Here is a 14,167-nt window from a genome sequence, read left to right as displayed (position 1 = left end):
TATACCAATTGTATGTCAATGAAAAGATGCAATGAATGCGTGCTGCCTGATATCACGCGTATAAACTGGACGAGGCCGGGCAATATCTCGCCCGGAAAGAGGGGCTATGGCGACGATCGATCTGAACTGCGATATGGGAGAAAGCTTCGGGGCCTGGACCATGGGCGAAGACGAAGCGATGATGGAGCTGATTACCACGGCAAACATCGCCTGCGGTTTTCATGCCGGCGATCCGGTTGTCATGCGCGACACCATTCTCGCTGCCAAGGCAAGGGGCATCGCGGTCGGCGCCCACCCGTCTTTCATGGATATTTACGGCTTCGGCCGCCGCCGTATATCCGGCGAACGTCCCGAGGATGTGGAGGCCCAGCTGATCTACCAGATCGCCGCGATGCAGGGCATGGCGGCTGCGCTTTCCTGGCCCATCACCCATGTCAAAACCCATGGGGCGCTGGGCAACATGGCTGCCGTCGATCAAGATCTCGCGCAGGTCTGCATCCGGGCCATCAAGGCGGTGGATCCGTCGCTGGTCTTTATTACGCTGCCCTATTCGGAAACCATGAAGGCCGCCGAAAAAGCGGGGCTGCGCGTTGCCTGCGAAGTCTATGCCGACCGCACCTATGACGATGCGGGAATGCTCACCTCCCGGCAGATGCAGGGTGCAGTGATCCACGATCCCAACCAGAGTGTGGATCAGGTTCTGTCCATGGTCTGCGACGGCGTAATCCCGACAACGGGCGGAAAAAAACTGCCGGTGGAAGCCGCCACCATCTGCGTTCACGGCGATACGCGCGGCGCCGTGGATATGGCGCGCGCCCTTCGTTCATCGCTCGCCCGACACGGGCTGCAATTTGCTCCTTTCGCCACACCAAACACCTGATCCGGGGACGTTCCATTGACACGCATTGTATATCTGAACGGCGACTGGCTTGCCGAAGCCGACGCCAAGGTTTCCGTTTTCGACCGCGGCTTTCTGTTCGCGGACGCCATTTATGAAGTCACCGCCGTGATCGGCGGGAAGCTGATCGATTATGCCGGCCACAGCGCCCGCCTTCAGCGCTCGCTCGCCGAACTCGGCTTGACCTGCCCGCTCGAAGCGGAGGAACTTCTGGCCGTTCACCGTGAAATCGTCCGCCTGAACCACATGGACGAAGGCCTGATCTATCTGCAGATCTCCCGCGGTGTGGCGGATCGCGATTTCGCTTTTCCCGCCAATGCCACGCCGACGATAACCCTGTTCACCCAGGCAAAACCCGTGCTGGACAATCCGCGCACGGAAACCGGCATTGCCATCGCCACCATGCCGGACTGGCGCTGGGAGCGGCGCGACATCAAGACGGTACAGCTTCTCTACCCCTCGATGGCCAAGATGGAGGCGCTGAAACGCGGCGCGGACGATGCATGGCTGGTGGAGGATGGTTTCGTGACCGAAGGCAGCGCCGCCAATGCGCATATCGTCAAAAAGGACGGCACGCTGGTCACGCGCGAACTTTCCAACGCACTTCTGCATGGCATCACCCGCGGAAGCATTCTCGATCTTGCGCAGGGCGCCGGAATTGCCGTCGAACAGCGCGCCTTCACGGTGGATGAGGCAAAGGACGCAGCCGAAGCCTTCATTACATCGGCGACAAATTTTGCCATGCCGGTCGTCAAGATCGACGAAGCCATCATCGGTGATGGCAAGCCCGGCCCGGTCTCGAAGACACTGCGTGAGCTTTACATAAAAACCCGCCTCGCATCGGCGATCTGATTTTCAGCCGCATTCAGCGAGCCGCCGCCCCCGGCGGCTCTGCAGGCCTGGCCCCTGGTCGGCACACAGCGGCAACTCCTTGCCTGCCGATCCGCGCCTTTTCGGTACTTTCCCTGAAATGCAATCCACTGACGCCAGCACCGCAAAGGCTGGCGGGCAAGGGAATCCGCTCGAAATCGAACAAAGATTAATCACCTTATTGCGCCGCTCAAAAAACGCCCATATAGTCCCCTTCATTCGGAGTACGTGCTGTATACCGAAAATAACCGCGCCGCCCTGTCGCCAAGGGACAGGGTGAGCCGGAAACAATAAGTGAGGGGATCACAACCATGAAAAATGCAATTTTCGCCGGGCTGGCTTTGACGATTGCCGGCTTTGCAACCTCCGCAACCGCCGAAACCGCCTGGGACATGTCGGTCGTTTGGCCGGAAGGTAATTTTCACACCAAGAACGCGGTAAAATTCGCTGAAACCGTAAAGACCGTCACGAATGGCGAGGTCGCCATCACCGTGCATTCCGGCGGGTCACTTGGCATCAAGGGCCCGGAAGGCATGACCGCCGTGCGCGACGGCATCGTTCCCATCGCCGATATTCTGATGAGCCAGCAGGTGGGTGAAGCACCGGTACTGGGTGTCGAGACGCTGCCATATCTGGCCCCGACGATGCCTGACCTCGCGCTGCTGCACAAATTCTTCCGCCCCAAGATCGAGGAAGTCGCAACCTCGATGAACCAGAAGCTGCTTTACATGGTGCCGTGGCCGGGACAGGCCGTCTATGCGCCGAAACAGATCGAAAAAATTGAAGACGTCAACGGCCTCAAGATTCGCGTCGTCGATGCCAACGGCCATAATTTCTTCCACGCCCTTGGCGCTCTTCCCGTTCAGATGCCATGGGGCGAAGTCGTGCCATCGCTTGCCGCCGGCACCATCAACGGTGTCACGACCTCCTCTTCGTCCGGTGTCGACGGCGCTTTCTGGGAGTTCATGAAAAACATGAGCACCTTCAACTGGCAGGCATCTTCCAACATCGTCACCGTCAATCTCGATGCCTGGAATGCCCTGTCGCCAGAAAATCAGGCGGCGATCGAACAGGCATCGAAGAAACTCGAAGGCGAATTCTGGCTGGTCAGCCGGGCCGAGGACGAAACCAAGCTCGCCACCCTGAAGGAAAAGGGCATTACCGTGACGTCGCCTTCTCCCGAACTCAAGGCCGCCCTCATCGAGCGCGCCAAGCCGTTGTGGGACGATTTTCTCAAGCGCGTGCCCGATGCCGCGCCCTATGTCGAAGCCTATCTGAAGGCGCGCAACTGACTTTCTCCCGTCGGAAATGAAAGGGCAGCCGGCAATCCCGGCCGGCTGTCCGCCTCCTTCTGCGCACTCCGGAGAAACATCATGAGAAATCCAGCCAGTCCCGCATTCGCTGCCATCATAACGCCGATCGACCGGTTGACGGAGGCTGCAAACCTGCTTGCATCCCTATCTCTCCTCGGCATTTTCATTCTCATCGCCTGCGAAATCCTTCTCAGAAACCTTGCCGGCTACTCGCTGCCATTCGCCTGGGATGTCGCCGCTTACCTGATGGCCACGAGCTTCATGCTCGCCGGCGCCAGCGCGCTGAAATCCGGTTCGCATGTCCGTGTCACCGCAATAGGCGAGGCGCTTTCTTCAACCGGCGCAAGACGGCTGGATATGGTGGCATGCCTTGTCGGCCTTGTTATCTGCATTGCGCTTTCGGTCGCATTGACGGACATGGCCATCCTGTCCGCGCTGCGCGGTTCAACCTCCTCATCGGTCATCCGCATTCCGCTCGTCTATCCGCAGAGCGCGCTCGCAATCGGCGCGATCATCCTGAATTTGCAGATGCTGGCGCAGTTTCTGCGGCTTCTTCGCGGCGAAACACTTTCAACCGGCCCGGGACTGGAATAAATCATGGGAAAGATCACCTTCAGCCTGCTCGGCCTGATGACGCTCATTCTGGGTACGGGGGTCTGGATCGGCCTTGGCCTCGTTGGCACCGGGGCGGCGCTGGCCGCACTCTATCGCCCCGCTTTGCCGCTTTTCAAGCTGCTGGCCCAGCAAACCTGGAACACGCTGGTTTCGCCGGAAATGCTGGCCCTGCCGCTCTTCATCTTCATGGCGGAAATCCTGTTCCGAACGAAAATTTCAGAGGCGCTGTTCTCCGGCCTCGCCCCCTGGCTTCGGCATGTACCCGGCCGGCTTGCCCATATCACCGTTCTCGGCTGCACGCTCTTTGCATCCGTCTGCGGCTCATCCGCGGCCACCACGGCAACGGTCGGGCGCATCACCGCAAAGGAACTTATTTCGCGCGGTTATAACCGCGACCTCATCACCGGCAGCCTTGCGGGGGCGGGAACGCTGGGCTTTCTCATCCCGCCATCGACGATCATGATCATCTATGGGGTCATGGCGGAGGAATCGATCCTGAAGCTGTTCATGGCGGGCATCCTGCCGGGCCTGCTGATGGCCGCATCCTATATGGGCTATATCGGCATCCGGGCGCTGATGAATCCGGCCCTCGTCGGGGAGGCCCTCGCGCCCACCACCTTCATCGAAAAGCTGGTGGCGTTGAAGGATCTGGGACCGCTGCTGCTGCTCATCATCGGCGTGGTCGGCTCGATGTATGGCGGCATCGCGTCACCGACGGAAGCAGCCGCAGTCGGCGTCGGCGGCGCAATCCTTATCGGCGCTTTCCAGAAGACGCTGAACCTTTCGAACCTCATGCAGGCGGCGAAACAGGCGGCCGATTCCTGCGCCATGATCGGCCTCATCATGGTCGGCGCGATGTTCCTGTCGACCGTCATCGGTTATCTCGGCATGCCGCGCTATATCGCCGGCATCATCGAGGGCTGGGGTCTTTCGCCATTCATGCTCATCATCGTGCTCCTGATCTTCTACATCATCCTCGGCACGGTGATGGAAGGGCTGGGCTGCATCGTCATGACGCTGCCGATCACCCTGCCGCTGGTCATGGCGGCCGGTTACAGCAAGGTCTGGTTCGGCATATTCATCGTCATCGTGGTGGAGATGGCGCAGGTCTCGCCGCCCGTCGGCTTCAACCTCACCGTCATCCAGCGCCTGACCGGCGACAGCATGGCCCGCATTACCCGGGCGACCATGCCGTTCTTCTTCATCATGTGCGCCTTTGTCCTGCTCATCGCCGTCTTCCCGGAAATCGTTTCGATCGTTCCGGATATGCTGGCGAATAATTGACGCAAACGGTTTGCCGGCCAGCGCGCTCTCCAATGCGCAAGGCCGGCATCCCCAGACCCGGCTCCGCTGCGGTCAATTCCACGGGTTGGAACGGAACCCTTGCAACACAGGCGGCTCAAATAGGAACATGTCATGTCGCTCATAAATTCCAGTACCAAGGGTGTGTTCGTCATTGCCTGCACACCGTTTGCCGAAGACGGTTCGCTCGATGGCGAAAGCATCGGCCGCATGGTCGACTTCTATTATGAAAAAGGCACGGACGGGCTGACGATCCTCGGCATGATGGGGGAAGCACCCAAGCTCACCCTGGCGGAATCGATCGAAGTCACGAAGCTGACGCTGAAGCGTTCCGAAGGAAAACCCGTGGTGGTCGGCGTCTCCGCACCCGGCCTTGCCGCCATCGGCGAACTGACCAAGGCAGCCATGGATCTGGGGGCCGCCGGCGTCATGGTCGCTCCGCCACCCGCGCTGCGGACCGATGAACAGATCATCGCCTATTATCGCAACGTCGTCGAGACTGTCGGCGCCGACGTGCCTGTGGTGCTGCAGGACTTCCCGCTTTCCACCGGCGTTCAGATAAGCGCAAAAACGCTCGGCGTCATCTTCGAGGCCCACCCGAGCATCGTCATGCTCAAGCATGAGGATTGGCCGGGCCTGCAGAAGATCACCGACCTGCGCGAAGCGGAGGCCAAAGGCCGTCGCCGCACCTCCATCCTGTGCGGCAATGCCGGTGTTTTCCTGACCGAGGAAATGCAGCGCGGCGCCGACGGCGCCATGACCGGTTTCGCCTATCCGGAAATGATGGTGGATGTCGTCCGTCTCAGCAATGAGGGCAGATACGAGGCAGCGCAGGACTTGTTCGATGCCTATCTGCCGCTGATGCGCTATGAACAGCAGCCCGGTCTCGGCCTTGCCGTGCGAAAACATGTTCTGGCAAAACGCGGCGCCATCGCCAGCGCGACCCAGCGCCGCCCAGGCGCACCGCTGAGCGCGCTCGCCGTGAAGGAAGTCGAGACGCTGATCGAACGCCAGATGCGCCGACTGGACCTGTTGCGTTGACGGAGATGAATTCACTGCCGTTGTGACGGACCCGATCAGCGAGGCAATGCGGGAACGGCATTTCTGCTCGCTTCGCCACTAAGCCCATGGACAACAGATATACAGGGGAAACTCCCCTCTCCCGGTAAGTCACTGTGACATATAGACTTATCGGGAGAGGGGAATGGTACGGTTGAGTGGGGTCGAACCACCGACCTCAGGTGCCACAAACCTGCGCTCTAACCAACTGAGCTACAACCGCACATGAAACGCCGAAGCGGCGTCACGGGGGGTGACATAAAAGGTGTTTTCCCCATTTGCAAGTGCCTCTTCGAATTTTGCGAAAAAAGGCTGAGAAAGGCAAGTGCTTTTCAATGGGCCGGGCTGACATAAAGAGGCCGCAGCGGCCTGTTGATGTTAACTCTATTTGGCGATTCATCCGGCGGATGGTGGACCGGACCGCGCTGTGAAGTTATTTAAAATTCTGTTAACGTGATGCCTCGGCGGGTTTACGTTTAGAGCTTCATGAGGAAGCCGAAAAGCCCGCAAGGTCCGGTAGTGCCAGAATAGGTTTCGACATGCCCGCCGTCCAGTATCCCTTTATCGATATCGCAGTGCACGAACGGGTGCGTGAAGGTTTCGGGCGCGGCGCGGCCATGGCGTTGTTCTCGCTCGACCTTAAAAACGCCCTTTGGGCCAATGGCCGGGGCGCGGCGCTGTTTGGCACGCCGATGGTCTATGATTTTCTGGAACAGGGCCCGAAACCGCAGGACGTGACCTTCCGGCAACTGGCGGCCACGGCGGCGCGGCTTTCCAAAGCGGGCGACAGCCTGCCGTTTACCATTCGCATCACATCGGGTTTCCGCAGCCTTGCCGTCACCGCGCGCGCGGAAATCATCGAGGCCGAACCCGGCCAGCCCGCCATCCTGTTTTCCGCCCTCACCGACCAGGCCGCACCCGACACGGCGGAGTGCGCCCGGCGCATGATCGAAGGTTTCGACGACCCCGATATCCATATGGCGGTTCTGAACGGCGAGAACGAGATTGTCGCCGCCTCGCCCGGCTTTTCGTCGCTCGGCATCACACCGCATACCGCACGGACACTGGTGAAAATGGCAGCCGGACAGTCCGGCCATCTCGTCAAGCGGCCGGTGCCGACCGGCAAGGGTTACCTGCCCGCCGCCACCGGCCAGATTGCGGCATCGCCCGAACTGAACCTGATGTTCGTGGTCGAAACCGCGCTGGGCACACTCGATCCCGTCAATGGTTTCGCAGAAGACAGGCCGCAGGAAACGCCAGCCGCCGCCGAGCCCGCCCTGCCGGTTGCGGAGGTCGCGCCTATTGCCGCTGCAACCTCCTTCGATTCCGTGCTCGATGCCGTCGCTGGCATCGAGGATGTGGAAGAGGTGCAGGAACTGCCGGCCGATCCCGAAGAGGAAGTGGCCGCGCAGCAGGATGAGAACAGCCTTCTCTCATTGCCGGAAAACGGAGCGGAGACCCCGGCGACGCTTTCCGCGCAGGACGCCGACGCCGCTGCACATGTGGCGATGACCGACGACATCGCCGATCTTTTCGAACTCGATGAGGATGAAGCGGAGGCTCCCTTAACCGAACGGGCAATCGCCGATACCCCCACCGAAGAAGCCCGGGCCGAAGAAAGCGCAGTCGCGGACGATGAAATCGTCGAAACAGCGCCGTCAGACGCTGCTCCTGCCGCGGATGAGGAGATAACGGCGGAGGCGGAGACCGAGGAGACGGACATCGGCGCTGGCGCAGAAGCGCAGCCTTTTGTTTTCAATGCCGGTGCGCGCGCTTCCCGTTTCGTCTGGAAAATCGATGCGGAAGGACGCTTCAGCTCGATCTCGCATGAATTTGCAGAGGCTGTGGGCGCCAAGGCGGCTGCCGTGGAAGGCATGGGCTTTGCCGATGTCGCGGCCCTGTTCAATCTCGATCCCGACGGCAAGATCCGCGAGCTTCTCGGCCGTCGCGACACCTGGTCGGGCAAGACGATCTATTGGCCGGTGGAAGGCACATCGCTGATGGTGCCGATCGATCTCGCCGCCCTGCCCACCTATACGCGCTCACGCGAATTCGACGGTTTCCGCGGTTTCGGTATCGTGCGGCTTGCCGATGCCACCGAAGACCCGCATGCCACGGGCCTTACCTTCCTTGACGGCGAAGAGGCCGATCCGGCAGAAGCACTACCGCAGCCGTCTATCGAGGATGAAAGCCACGAATTGCTGGCCTTTATCGATGAGGATGACGACGAAGGCGGCGATTCCGGTGAGGATGAGGCCCCGGCAACGGACCTCGATGCGGCAGACGGCGCATCGGATGCGGTCCCTGTCGAAGAACCGCACCTTGATTATACCCCGCCGGAATTCGAAGCACCTGTCATAGCGCCGGCGCTGGAGCCAACCTATTCCGACAAGGTCGTCCATCTGGAGGAGCGCCGTTCCCGCTCCCGCGAGGGCCTGACCGCAGGCGAGCAGGCCGCCTTCCGCGAAATCGGCCGGGCCCTGGCGCCTGCGGATTCTGCTTCGGAGGAAAATTCGGACGCGGATGCGGGGATCATTTCCGCCGAACCGGCAGGACAGGATATCCAGCAGGATATCGTTGCGGATGCGCCGGAAAGCGCACCCTCAGACACGGAAACCGACGAAAAGACGACCGAACCGCCTGATGAAGACGATCTTTTTGCGGACTACGTTCGTGGCGAGCAGCCCGCGGCTATTCGCGCAGCGGCGGGTGAAAGCGGCTCTGAAGAAAAGCAGGAGACTGCAATTGACGAGCAGCCGACTGCCGATATTGCCGCCTCCATGGTCAGCCCGTCCGTTCGCCCCGCAAATGCGTTGACGGCCGAAACGCTGGACCAGATGCCTGTTGCGCTTCTGGTGCATGCCGGCGACAGGCTGATCCACGCCAATCCGGATTTCCTGCGGTTGACGGGCTATGGATCTCTCGCTGAACTGCAAGATGTCGGCGGGCTGGAAGCGCTGCTGCAGCGGCAGGATCTGGAGGACATGCCGGACAATGAGGGCGGCATGGTCGTCGTCAGCGCCGAAAACGACATCATTCCGGTCAAGGCGCGGCTGCAATCCATCCGCTGGGAAGAAACCAAGGCGCTGATGCTGTCGCTGGTGCCGCTCGAAGAAAAGCAGGCGCCGGTTGCGGCCGCCAACGAAAATATTGCGGCCGGTGACGTCGAAAATGCGGAAGCAGGCAGCCTCTCCCTCCTGCAGGGCGAAGTGGAGGAACTGCACTCCATTCTGGAAACCGCCACCGATGGCGTGGTGCTTCTGGGAGACGAAGGCGAAATCCGCTCGCTCAACCGTTCCGCCAGCGCGCTGTTCAATTATGATAATGGTGAAATCGCCGGAAAACCTTTCGTCACCCTCTTTGCCCATGAGAGCCAGCGCGCCGTGCTGGATTATCTTTCCGGCCTTGCCAATAACGGTGTCGCGAGCGTGCTGAATGATGGCCGCGAAGTGATCGGCCGCGAGGCATCCGGCGGCTTCCTGCCGCTGTTCATGACCATTGGCCGGCTTAAATCCTCGCATGGCTATTGCGTTGTCATCCGTGACATCACCCAGTGGAAGCGCACGGAAGAGGAACTGCGCAACGCCAAGCGCGCGGCGGAAACCGCCAATGCCCACAAGACCGATTTCCTCGCGCGCGTCAGCCATGAAATCCGCACGCCGCTCAACGCCATCATCGGCTTTGCCGACATGATGGCGACTGAACGCTTCGGGCCTATCGGCCATTCGCGCTATGTGGAATATTCCAATGATATCGGCCGCTCCGGCCGGCATGTGCTCGATATCGTCAATGATCTCCTCGATATTTCGAAGATCGAGGCCGGGCAGATGGATGTGGATTTCATCGCCGTGCCGCTGAACGAGACGGTGGCCGAGGCGGTGTCGCTGGTGCAGCCGCAGGCCAATAACCAGCGCGTCATTATCCGCACGGCCCTTGCGCAATCTGTGCCGCAGATCGTCGCCGACCTGCGCTCGATCAAGCAGATCGTGCTGAACATCCTGTCGAACGCCATCCGTTTCACGCATCAGGCGGCCAGATCGTCGTTTCCACAGCCTATGAAGCCAATGGCAGCGTGTCGCTGCGCATTCGCGACACCGGCATCGGCATGACGCGCGCGGAACTGGAGCAGGCCATGAAGCCGTTCCGGCAAGTGGCCTCTTCCGGCAAACGTGTGCGGGGCGACGGCACCGGACTCGGCCTGCCGCTGACCAAGGCCATGGTGGACGCCAACCGTGCGAATTTCTCCATCACCTCAACGCCGAATGAGGGCACGCTGGTGGAAATCAGCTTTCCGTCACAGCGGGTTCTTGCCAACTGAGGTCATGCGGGCGTAGCAATGCGAAAGCCGCCGGCTGAAGGATCAGCCGGTTAAGGCTTTTTGCAAGACAGCAGGCTCGCATGCCCATGACGGCTCCCCTTCCCGCGACAAAACGCGTTTCGCTATTGCCGATTGCGGCCATCATTGTCGCAGCCATTGCCGCCATGCCCATTCTGGCGATCTTCTGGCTGGCGCTGACCGGCAGCACGGAGGGGTGGCAGCATCTTCTCTCCAATGTTCTGCCGCGCGCCGGCTTTCGCACCTTCATGCTGCTGGGGATGACGGCCGCGACGACGGCATTTTTCGGCATTGCCTGCGCCTGGCTCGTCACTACATTCGAGTTTCCGCTGCGGCGGCTGTTGTCCGCAGCACTTGTCCTGCCGCTTGCCATTCCGTCCTACCTGGCAGCCTATGCGTTCGGTGAGTTTCTCGACTTTACCGGCCCGGTGCAGAGCGCCCTTCGCGCGGCCTTCGGTTATCACAGCATCCGCGATTACTGGTTTCCGGATATACGCTCGCTCGGCGGTGCTGTCATCGTTCTGAGCTCGGTACTCTATCCCTATGTCTATCTCTCGGCGCGCGCCGCCTTTTCCATGCAAGGGCGGTTTGCGGCTGATGCAGCCCGCACGCTTGGCGCAAAACCTCTGAATGTGTTCTTCTCCGTGCAATTGCCGATGGCGCGGCCGGCGATTGCCATAGGCCTGTCGCTGGTCTTGATGGAGACGCTGAACGATATCGGCGCGGTCGAATATCTCGGCGTCCAGACGCTGACCTTCACCATTTACGAGACCTGGCTCAATCGCGGCAATCTTGCCAATGCGACCCAGATCGCCGCCGTCATCCTCATCATCGTCGGTGCACTGATCGTCATCGAACGCAACGCACGCGAAAAACAGCGCTTCGGCGCGCCGAAGGCGACAAGCATGGCGCAGCGCCATCGGCTGAAGGCGCTGACCGGCTGGCGGCGCTGGTGCGCCGGCCTGTTCTGCTTCGTACCCGTGGCGAGCGGATTCTTCATTCCGGTGATCGTGCTCGGCGGTTACGCAGCAAAGAGGCTCGATGCGCTGTTCTCCCCGAAGCTTCTGAAAGCGCTCGGACACAGTCTCGAAGTCTCGCTTTCCGCCGCCTTCGTGACGCTGATTGCCGCTTTTGTGTTTTCCTATGCCATCCGCACCGAGCGCTCGCGTACCTCCAAGGTCGCCGCCCGCTTCGGCTCAATGGGATATGGCGTGCCGGGAACCGTGCTCGCCATTGGCGTGCTCATTCCGCTGGCCAGCCTCGACAATGGCGTCGATGGACTCATCCGTACACATTTCGGTTTTTCCACCGGGCTGCTGCTCTCCGGCACCGCCTTCGCCATCATCTACGCCCACGCCGTGCGCTTCATGACCATGGCGGAAGGCACGCTCGATGCCGGTTTCCAGAAGCTTTCGCCACATATCGACATGGCCTCGCGGACGCTTGGGCGCAACCGGGCGCAAACGCTTTTCAAGGTGCTGTTGCCCAACATGCGGCCCGCGGCGCTGACCGCCTTTCTGCTCGTCCTGATCGAATCCATGAAGGAACTTCCGGCCACGATCCTGCTCCGGCCTTTCGGTTTCAACACGCTGGCCACGCTGGTTTATGAGGATGCGTCCCGCTCAAGGGTGCAGGATGCGGCCGTGCCGGCGATCATCATCATCATTGCCGGGCTTATTCCCGTGCTTCTCGTCTCGAAATCGATGGATCATCCGGAAAACCGCTGAATGGCACGGGCCTTTTGCGGCAAAAAGAAAGGCGGCCTTGCGGCCGCCTGGATGAGTTGTGCTTTTCAACGAGAGAAAGGGGGACAATCTCGCCAGATGGAAATTATCAGTCCCGGCTATCAAAAATTTGACGGCCCTGCGTTGGGTTTACTTTCCGCCAACTCCTATTAACAAGCGGTTAAAACCAAAATCGATCAATTACCGACGAAAATTCCTATTCTGAGACCGTAAAGCGCCAAAACTAAATTAACAGTTTCTACTTTTCTCGCGATTTCAACAGTAACGCGTAAAAATCGACGCAGGATATTCGATCAGTTCCGCGCCGCCGCATGTTCGTCCCGCATCCGCTGCAGTTCGGTACGTTTGGAAGCGATGGAGGCGACAATCACGCCGATGGTGACAAGCCCGATCAGGATCGTGCAGATGGCGTTGATTTCCGGCGTCACACCGAGGCGAACCTGCGAATAAATCTTGATCGGCAACGTGGTTGCGCCGGGGCCGGTGGCGAAGCTGGCGATCACCAGATCGTCCAGCGACAGGGTGAAGGCCAGCATCCAGCCGGCAATGACGGCGGGGAAGATGAGCGGCAGGGTAATGCGGAAGAAGGTCTTGACCGGCGGGCAGCCGAGATCGAGCGCGGCTTCCTCGAGACTGCGATCGAAGGTCAGGAGCCGCGACTGCACGACGATCGCCACGTAACACATGGTGAAAGTCGTATGGGCGATGACCACCGTCCAGAAACCGCGATCCACGCCGACGGCCACGAAGAGCAGCAGCAACGACAGGCCGGTGATGACCTCCGGCATGACGAGCGGCGCATAGATCATGCCCGAAAACAGCACCCGGCCCGGAAACCGCGCGAACCGCGTCAACGACAGCGCCGCCAGCGTTCCGAGAATGGTGCCGATGGTGGCGCTGAGGATACCGACGCGCAACGTTACCCAGGCCGCATCCATCAGCCCCTGGTTAGACCACATGGAGCGGTACCATTGCAGCGAGAAACCACCCCAGACGGTGACGAGCTTCGAGGCGTTGAAGGAATAAACGATCAGGATGATGATCGGGATATAAAGAAAGGCAAAACCGAGGGTGAGGACGGTGATGTCGAATTTTCCGCGTTTCATGGCCTCACCCCACCTTCTTCTGCTGGTTCTGGAAGATGGCGATAGGCACCACCAGCAACAGCAGCAGCAGCACGGCGACGGCGGAGGCCAATGGCCAGTCGCGGTTGCCGAAGAATTCCGTCCACAGCGTCTTGCCGATCATCAGCGTCTGGGCGCCGCCGAGCAGATCGGGGATGACGAATTCCCCTGTTATCGGAATGAAGCAGATCATCGAGCCGGCCACGACGCCCGGCAGCGACAGCGGGAAGGTGATCTTCCAGAAGGCTTTCCATGGCGGGCAACCGAGATCGGCCGCCGCTTCAAGCAGCGTATTGTCGAGCTTTTCCAGCGCCGAATAGAGCGGCAGCACCATGAAGGGCAGATAGGAATAAACGATGCCGATGAAGATCGCCGTCTCGGTGCGGAAAATATTGACCTGCTGGTCCGGTCCGAGAAAACCGAGCCATTGGAACAGCACCGTCAACAGGCCTTCCGGCTTCAGAATGCCGATCCAGGCGTAAACGCGGATCAGGAACGAGGTCCAGAACGGCAGGATCACCAGCATCACCAGCGTCGGGCGAATGGAAGACGGCGCGCGCGCCATGGCCAGCGCCATGGGATAACCGATCAGCAAAAGCAGAAAGGTGGAGATGAAGGCGATGCGCAGCGACGACAGATAGGCGTCGATGTAAAGCGGGTCTTCCGTCAGGAAGAGGTAGTTTTCGAAATCCAGTTCGGAGAAGAAGGCGCCGAGCTTCGAAAACCCTTCGAAGACCGGCGTATAGGGCGGCATGGAGATTGCCGTATCCGACAGCGATATCTTGAGAATGATGAAAAACGGTGCTGCGAAGAACAGCAGCAGCCAGAAATAGGGAACCGCGACGACCAGCCAACGCCAGGGGCTTTGCCGGTTTTCGGGAGTGGTGATCGCCATGAAAGCCTCC

Annotated in this window: 10 protein-coding genes, 1 tRNA gene and 1 pseudogene; 9 read left to right on the top strand and 3 right to left on the bottom strand. The window is 60.2% G+C overall.

The annotated features are described in order from the left end of the window. Positions 1 to 106 precede the first annotated feature (106 nt). The 6 genes from L901_RS23605 to L901_RS23580 all read left to right on the top strand — a co-directional run bounded on the left by L901_RS23605 (position 107) and on the right by L901_RS23580 (position 6,039). Positions 107 to 880, top strand: coding sequence for a LamB/YcsF family protein (locus tag L901_RS23605; RefSeq protein ID WP_059760618.1), 774 nt, complete (start codon positions 107 to 109; stop codon positions 878 to 880). Positions 881 to 895: 15 nt separating this feature from the next. Next, on the top strand, positions 896 to 1,750 hold the full coding sequence (locus L901_RS23600; RefSeq protein ID WP_035263057.1) for a D-amino-acid transaminase: 855 nt from the start codon (positions 896 to 898) through the stop codon (positions 1,748 to 1,750). A gap of 329 nt (positions 1,751 to 2,079) precedes the next feature. Then, the gene (locus tag L901_RS23595; RefSeq protein ID WP_059760617.1) at positions 2,080 to 3,060 is read left to right on the top strand and encodes a TRAP transporter substrate-binding protein; all 981 of its coding nucleotides are present in this window, start codon (positions 2,080 to 2,082) and stop codon (positions 3,058 to 3,060) included. 81 nt (positions 3,061 to 3,141) lie between these two features. Then, positions 3,142 to 3,675 carry a TRAP transporter small permease subunit gene (locus L901_RS23590; protein WP_059760615.1) on the top strand — a complete coding sequence of 178 codons (534 nt, stop codon included), beginning with the start codon at positions 3,142 to 3,144 and terminating at the stop codon, positions 3,673 to 3,675. Between the two features lie 3 nt (positions 3,676 to 3,678). Next, the gene (locus L901_RS23585) at positions 3,679 to 4,980 is read left to right on the top strand and encodes a TRAP transporter large permease (protein WP_059760613.1); all 1,302 of its coding nucleotides are present in this window, start codon (positions 3,679 to 3,681) and stop codon (positions 4,978 to 4,980) included. 132 nt (positions 4,981 to 5,112) lie between these two features. Then, positions 5,113 to 6,039, top strand: coding sequence for a dihydrodipicolinate synthase family protein (locus L901_RS23580; protein ID WP_059760611.1), 927 nt, complete (start codon positions 5,113 to 5,115; stop codon positions 6,037 to 6,039). Positions 6,040 to 6,203: 164 nt separating this feature from the next. Here the strand turns inward: L901_RS23580 and L901_RS23575 are convergent. Further along, positions 6,204 to 6,280 (bottom strand) — tRNA-His (locus L901_RS23575). A 316-nt stretch (positions 6,281 to 6,596) separates the two neighbouring features. Between L901_RS23575 and L901_RS23570 the strand changes: the two are divergent. The 3 genes and pseudogenes from L901_RS23570 (at position 6,597) to L901_RS27275 (ending at position 12,291) form a co-directional block, all read left to right on the top strand. After that, positions 6,597 to 10,375 (top strand): annotated as a pseudogene (locus L901_RS23570) (ATP-binding protein). Between the two features lie 80 nt (positions 10,376 to 10,455). Beyond that, complete coding sequence (locus L901_RS23565; RefSeq protein WP_059760609.1) at positions 10,456 to 12,120, top strand: iron ABC transporter permease; 1,665 nt, start codon at positions 10,456 to 10,458, stop codon at positions 12,118 to 12,120. Continuing rightward, positions 12,121 to 12,291 carry a hypothetical protein gene (locus L901_RS27275; RefSeq protein WP_156430063.1) on the top strand — a complete coding sequence of 57 codons (171 nt, stop codon included), beginning with the start codon at positions 12,121 to 12,123 and terminating at the stop codon, positions 12,289 to 12,291. It abuts the gene before it with no gap. Between the two features lie 140 nt (positions 12,292 to 12,431). On the opposite strand, the gene L901_RS23560 is transcribed toward L901_RS27275, so the two are convergent. Together L901_RS23560 and L901_RS23555 are read right to left on the bottom strand one after the other, a co-directional pair. Continuing rightward, positions 12,432 to 13,244 carry an ABC transporter permease gene (locus L901_RS23560; RefSeq protein WP_004432617.1) on the bottom strand — a complete coding sequence of 271 codons (813 nt, stop codon included), beginning with the start codon at positions 13,242 to 13,244 and terminating at the stop codon, positions 12,432 to 12,434. Positions 13,245 to 13,248: 4 nt separating this feature from the next. Next, positions 13,249 to 14,157, bottom strand: coding sequence for an ABC transporter permease subunit (locus tag L901_RS23555; RefSeq protein ID WP_059760607.1), 909 nt, complete (start codon positions 14,155 to 14,157; stop codon positions 13,249 to 13,251). Positions 14,158 to 14,167 lie beyond the last annotated feature (10 nt).

This window comes from Agrobacterium sp. D14 (assembly GCF_001526505.1).
GTDB lineage: Bacteria > Pseudomonadota > Alphaproteobacteria > Rhizobiales > Rhizobiaceae > Agrobacterium > Agrobacterium leguminum.
Note: the sequence above shows the minus strand (reverse complement) of the source record. Positions and strands in the feature narration are given on the sequence as shown.